Genomic DNA, 5,906 nt, shown 5'->3' on the forward strand with positions numbered 1-5,906 from the left:
CGAGGCCAATCTGGGCAAAAAGAAAAAGTAACTTCATCACCTCATGCTCGAGCCCTATTGATCCCTATACAAAGGCACATCGAGGTATTTGGTAGATGGATTTGGAATGGATTGATTGATCGCAACCCTACAGGAGCTTTGGTATGAACTCTGCCTCTTCCTCGGTTCAACCCAACCCGATCCCCCTTCTGACGGCTGATTTTTGGCAGGAGACCTTTGCCCTCACCCGCCGCTTGTTTATCCAACTGCAGCGTCGCCCCACAACCTTGCTGGCCGGCATTATCCAGCCGTTGCTCTGGCTGATTCTATTTGGAGCCTTGTTTCAGAATGCTCCTGCCGACATTTTCGGGGCCGGACAAAACTACACCCAGTTTTTGGGAGCGGGAGTCATCGTGTTTACGGCTTTTGGTGGAGCCTTGAATGCTGGGGTGCCGGTGATTTTCGACCGAGAATTTGGCTTTTTGAACCGGCTGTTGGTGGCTCCCCTCACCTCTCGTTTTTCCATTGTTCTTGCTTCTAGCCTGTTTATCGTCAGCTTGGCGTTGCTGCAGACGGCAGTCATTGTGGGGGCAGACTACGCCCTTGGGGCCGGGATCCCCGACGGGCCAGGCTTGGCGGTGGTGGCCTTGATCGTGGGCCTGTTGGTCTTGGGCTTCACGGCCCTGAGCTTGGGCTTGGCCTTTGCCATGCCGGGGCACCAGCAATTGCTGGCTTTCATCTTTTTGGTCAACTTGCCCCTGATCTTTTCCAGCACGGCCTTGGCTCCCCTGAGCTTTATGCCCACCTGGCTGCGTTGGGTGGCCAGCCTCAACCCCCTCACTTTTGCCATCGAGCCCATTCGCCATGTTTACCGCAGCAGCCATTGGAGCTGGGCCGATGTGGTGCTGCAGGCTCCCTGGGGCGATCTCACCCTGGCGGGATCCCTGGGCCTTTTGACGGGGTTTGTGGGGGTGTCGGTTCTACTGGTGCAGGGGGTGTTGCGCAAAAGCTTGGCCTGAGCCTCTCTGCCCAGGCTGTGCCGCTCAAAGCCACTGGCGGGAAACGGACTTCTCCATAGCCGCCTGTGCCCGCTGCACCAGAGCCAGGGGGCTGTCCTGGGCTGGGGAAACGCTGAGAGAAGGAGTAAGGCTGCGAGCCTGCAGAGCCATGTGGAGCTGCAGTTCGGTTACGTACTCCCGCAGGCCAAAGTTAGACCCAGAAGAAGAAGGAGCCGCTGAAGAGGGGTGAGACACAGACATCACGGCAAAGAGTCCTTCGCGAAATGGCCACTGTTGCTCTGCTAAGGTATCACGCCCACCCCTTTTCCGAAGCTTCCAAAATGTTAGCTTTGATTAAGATTTGCAACCGTTTGGCCATGGTGGTGCTCAAGGATTGGCAGCGCTCCAAGTTGGATCCCAGCGACGATGCCCTCTTTTACAGCTATCCTCGCTTCGTGACTCATGTGGATTCTGGCTTCATCGGCCAGCTCACCGATCTATACCGCGAGCATTTGCGGCCCCAGACCCGCATTCTCGATCTGATGAGCAGTTGGGTCTCCCATTTGCCACCTGAGATGGAGTTTGCCCATGTGGAGGGGCATGGGATGAACCCGGAGGAACTGGCGGCCAACCCCCGGCTGGATCACTTCTTCATCCAAAACTTGAACCAAAACCCAAGTCTGCCCTTCCCTGATCAATCCTTCGACGCGGTGCTAAACACGGTCTCGGTGCAATATCTGCAGCAGCCGGAGCAGGTGTTTGCCGAGGTGTATCGCATCCTAAAGCCCCAGGGCCTGTTCATCGTCAGCTTCTCCAATCGCATGTTTTTCCAGAAGGCGATCCAGGCTTGGCGGGACAACTCCGAGGCGGGGCGGGTGGAGTTGGTCAGGCGCTATTTTGAGTCGGTGCCAGGGTTTGCGGTGGTGAAGGTGATCCAGCGGCCTGCCCCTATGGGTTGGCTGGGCTTTTGGGCAGGCGGAGGCGGGGATCCCTTCTATGCCCTGATTGGACAGCGGACGGCGGGGTAGAATTCTCCAGCTTGCCTGTGGCGTGCAGGCGGGATCCTTGGAAATATCCAACAAGACTCCAGCATCCACCAGATCTTGCAGCTGTGTTATCCTCGCTACCCTCAGAGGTCTGTCTTGTTCTCCGGTCTTTCTGACAGTTCTTCCCCACAAAACGGCAATCCTTCCCCCCTACCCATCTCGGCAATTGGGGAGGCAGGGCTGCTGCAGATCGTGCAGCGCTACTGTCCGGCCCAGGTGGTGGGAGACGATGCGGCGGTGTTGGCTGCTCCGGAGGGGCAGTTGGTGGTGACAACCGATGTGTTGGTGGAGGGAGTTCACTTCAGCGATCTGACGACCCCGGCCCATGCGGTGGGCTGGCGCGCGGTGGCCGCCAATCTATCGGATCTGGCCGCGATGGGATCCCGTCCGCAGGCGTTGGTGGTGGGTTTGGGCTTGCCGGGCTCCACACCGGTTGCTTGGGTGGAGGAGCTTTATCAAGGGATGCGGGACTGTTGCGCCCGCTGGGAATGCCAACTGGTGGGAGGGGATCTGTGTCGGTCGCCGCATCGATTTGTGGCAATCACGGCCCTGGGATCGGTGCAGCCGGGGCGGGCTATTCAGCGCAGACGGGCTCAACCCGGCGATTGGCTGGTGGTAACAGGGCCCCACGGAGATGCGCGGGCAGGCTTGGAGCTGCTTCTCCATCCTGAACAGGGATCCTCAGCTACGGCGGCCGAGCGCGAGCAGTTGATCAGGGCTCACCAATACCCACGCCCGCGCCTGGATCTGGTGCCCCTCTTGGAAGGGATCCCGGATCCCTTGCGCGTTGCCGGTATGGATACCAGCGACGGTTTGGCAGATGCCCTGGTGCAGGTGTGTCAGGCCAGCGGGGTGGCGGCGAGGATCGAGGTGGAGCGGATCCCGATTTCAGAAGCTTTGCGGCAGGCTTTTCCGGCCCAAGCCTTGGAATGGGCGCTTTATGGGGGCGAAGATTTTGAGCTGCTCCTCAGTGCCGAGGTGTCGGTGGCCAAGCATCTGTTGGAAGAATTGCCAGGGGCCGTTTGGATTGGAGAAGTGACAGGCTGGGATCCGCAGGGAACCGTCTGGCTGAAGGACGGGCAAGCCCTCAGTCGTCAGCAAGCCTTCCAGCATTTCTAAGAGGCGTTGTGCTGCAGGATGGTCACCCAAACTGCCAACAGTTGAAGACAAATCTACTTGTGGGGGAAAACAAGCTTCAGGAAGGATTCGGTAACCTAGAAGCGGAGAGAAGTTGAGATAAGGAAGCAAATTGACCTGGAACAGCTTCAGGCAACTGCTGAGAACTCCGCAGAACTTGGATTGGAGAAGCATTGGAGACTCTACTCATGAAAGCTATCTTAACAGCAGCCCTTATTGGCCTGGCCGGGATCCCTTCGTTGGCCCCCTTGCCCAGTTCGGCTCAGCCGCTTTTTGAATTGGGTGCCTACCGCCTTGAGCAGGGGACGATTATCCCGGTCGGCAGCCTGAGTAGCGAAGGGCCGCAATACTTTTATCCCGACACCGTCTATCCCCTGGAAGTGGCCGTTACTCAGAACATTTTTGACAGCCAGGGGCGCTTGGTGATCCCGGCGGGTAGCCGCATTTTTGGACAGATGGAACCTGCACCGGGCGGATCCCGCTTTGTCGGTACTTCTATTGTTCTCGGCGGTCGTACCTACAGCCTGCGGGCTTCCTCCAACATCCTCCACGACGAAAAGGATCCCCGTCAGTATTCGGCTGAGGCCATTGCTCAAGATGCAGCCATTGGGGCAGCCGCGGGAGCCATTTTGGGGGCGATCACGGGCGGAGTCTCGGTGGGCAATGTCTTAGGAGGCGCCGTGACCGGAGTGGTGGTGGGCAATGTTACCGCTCCCCAGGTGGTGGTGCTGCGCCCCGGCCAATCTTTCAATCTGACCTTGGAAGCTCCGCTGACTTTGTGAGGTGCCGTTTGGAGATTCCTCTGGGAGTGTTGAGGGTCGGCAACTTGTGATTCACTGGGGATCAGACTGCGGATCCCTGTTTTCATGGCTACTGAATCTAAGCCCACTTCCCCCCTCTCCTCCACCGAGCACAGGTTTACGGCTGGAGAGGAGAGCTTTACCTACAGAGCGCTGGCCGGTTGGCAGACCCTTTTCCAGCGGGAAAAGCCGGTGGCCGAGATCTTTCACGTCGCCTATCTAAAGCAAGACTCCGCCTCTCAGCACCGCCCTCTCACTTTTGTGTTCAACGGTGGGCCTGGGGCAGCTTCTGCCTACCTGCACATGGGAGCGCTGGGGCCCAAACGGATTTGCTTCGGGCCCAACGGCAGTTTGCCCCCCTCCCCGGTGCGGCTGGTGGACAATGCCGAAAGTTGGTTGCCCTTTTCCGACCTGGTCTTTGTCGATCCGGTGGGGACGGGGTTCAGCCGCGCCCTGCCCAAGGATTCTCAAGACCCCAAAGATTCCCAGGAGAAATCCGATCCGGCATCCAAGCCCCCTCAGCCGGATGCTAAGGCGGAGGAGCCTCCTAAGGAATCGCCCTTCTGGGATGTGGAGCGGGATTTGCAATCCTTGGGAGAATTCATTCAGGGCTTTCTTTCCCGATATAAACGCTGGCTCTCCCCCATTTTCATTGCCGGCGAGAGTTACGGTGGGTTTCGGGTGGCGCGGCTGGCCAAGGAGCTGCAATCCAAGTTTGGCGTGGGCCTGTCGGGGGCCATTCTCATCTCGCCTGCGATTGAGTTTGGGTTGCTGGAGACCAACGATTACAACCTCAGCACCTGGGCAGCCCTTTTCCCTTCCTATGTGGCCACAGCAGCCCATCATGGACGGTGTGGCTGGGGGGAGGATTTGCAGATCCTGCTGCCCAAAGCAGAACGCTTTGCCCGGCAACGTCTGCTGCCCCTCTTGGCTATGGGAGAGGCGATGCCAGAGGCAGAACGGCAAGCGGTGTATCAGGAGATGGCGGCAGGGATCGGCTTATCTCCAGAGTATGTGGCCCACAAAGGCGGGCGGATCGATATCGCCAGTTTTGCCCGCGAGCTGTTGCGGTCGCAGCGACTGGTGCTGGGGCTCTACGATGCTTCTGTAACCACGGTGGATCCCTTTCCGGATCGGCCTACCTTCGAGGGATCCGATCCCACCTTGGATGGGATCGATCGCCTGTTCACGGCAGCCATCAACAGCCACTTGCGAGAGACCTTGCAGGTGGAAACGGAGTTGACCTATCACCTACTGAACCTGGAGGTGTTCAAGTCCTGGCGGTTCACCCCAAAAGGAGAGTTTAAGCAAGGATTCATCGGGGCAATGGACGAGCTGCGCAGCAGCATGGCCCTCAACCCCCACATGCGGGTGAGCATTCATCATGGCTTTTACGACCTGGTCACGCCCTACTTTGCCTCGAATCACCTGGTGGATTTGATGAAGTTGGATCCGCGGTTGAAGGCCAACCTCACCCTACGTCATTATCGCGGCGGACACATGTTCTACACCTGGGATCCCTCGCGATTGGAGTGGTTTACAGAAATGCGTGAGTTTTACTCGAAAACAGCTTCCAGCTCAGAGTCATAACATACTCGCCGGGCGAGGATTCTGGTTCCTGGTTTTGCAGCAGCACTTATAGTCAATTCAAATGGCAATGAGACACTAGCCGGTGCAATAGCTCCGCTAGAAAGTTCCTCTATAGCGTGCATCCTTGCCCTCTTGAAATTTAGGCCAGGACAGTGGCCCACACCCAAAACGTTGCATGCACAGGGCCATAGGGCTTTTCTCAGCTAGAAATCGCAGGAGCCCCGCACTGTACCCGTAGGGTCAGTGTCGGGAGGAATGCGGAAGTTATGATAGAACCATGACCCAAGTCCTGACTGTAGCTTGCAAGCTCAAGGTGTCCCAGTCGCAAGCCGCCAAATTGGACGCGACAATGGATG

Annotated in this window: 6 protein-coding genes; 5 read left to right on the forward strand and 1 reads right to left on the reverse strand. The window is 58.0% G+C overall.

The window, feature by feature from the left end; translation table 11 throughout:
* Positions 1–143: 143 nt before the first annotated feature.
* The gene (locus NW829_RS11490; RefSeq protein WP_414417133.1) at positions 144–998 is read left to right on the forward strand and encodes an ABC transporter permease; all 855 of its coding nucleotides are present in this window, start codon (positions 144–146) and stop codon (positions 996–998) included.
* Positions 999–1,022: 24 nt separating this feature from the next.
* Here NW829_RS11490 and NW829_RS11495 read toward each other — a convergent pair whose 3' ends face one another.
* Positions 1,023–1,238, reverse strand: coding sequence for a hypothetical protein (locus NW829_RS11495; RefSeq protein ID WP_011433464.1), 216 nt, complete (start codon positions 1,236–1,238; stop codon positions 1,023–1,025).
* Positions 1,239–1,354: 116 nt separating this feature from the next.
* On the opposite strand from NW829_RS11495, the gene NW829_RS11500 reads away from it, so the two are divergent.
* The 4 genes from NW829_RS11500 to NW829_RS11515 all read left to right on the forward strand — a co-directional run bounded on the left by NW829_RS11500 (position 1,355) and on the right by NW829_RS11515 (position 5,550).
* Complete coding sequence (locus NW829_RS11500; protein ID WP_011433463.1) at positions 1,355–2,005, forward strand: class I SAM-dependent methyltransferase; 651 nt, start codon at positions 1,355–1,357, stop codon at positions 2,003–2,005.
* Between the two features lie 114 nt (positions 2,006–2,119).
* Positions 2,120–3,142: a thiamine-phosphate kinase gene (gene thiL, locus NW829_RS11505; RefSeq protein ID WP_414417134.1), complete on the forward strand. Its 1,023-nt coding sequence runs from the start codon at positions 2,120–2,122 to the stop codon at positions 3,140–3,142.
* A gap of 206 nt (positions 3,143–3,348) precedes the next feature.
* Positions 3,349–3,942, forward strand: a complete 594-nt coding sequence (locus tag NW829_RS11510; RefSeq protein ID WP_414417135.1) for a hypothetical protein — start codon at positions 3,349–3,351, stop codon at positions 3,940–3,942.
* Positions 3,943–4,026: 84 nt separating this feature from the next.
* The gene (locus NW829_RS11515; RefSeq protein ID WP_414417136.1) at positions 4,027–5,550 is read left to right on the forward strand and encodes a S10 family peptidase; all 1,524 of its coding nucleotides are present in this window, start codon (positions 4,027–4,029) and stop codon (positions 5,548–5,550) included.
* Positions 5,551–5,906 lie beyond the last annotated feature (356 nt).

It is taken from the genome of Synechococcus sp. R55.8 (genome assembly GCF_047461895.1).
Taxonomy (GTDB): Bacteria; Cyanobacteriota; Cyanobacteriia; order Thermostichales; family Thermostichaceae; genus Thermostichus.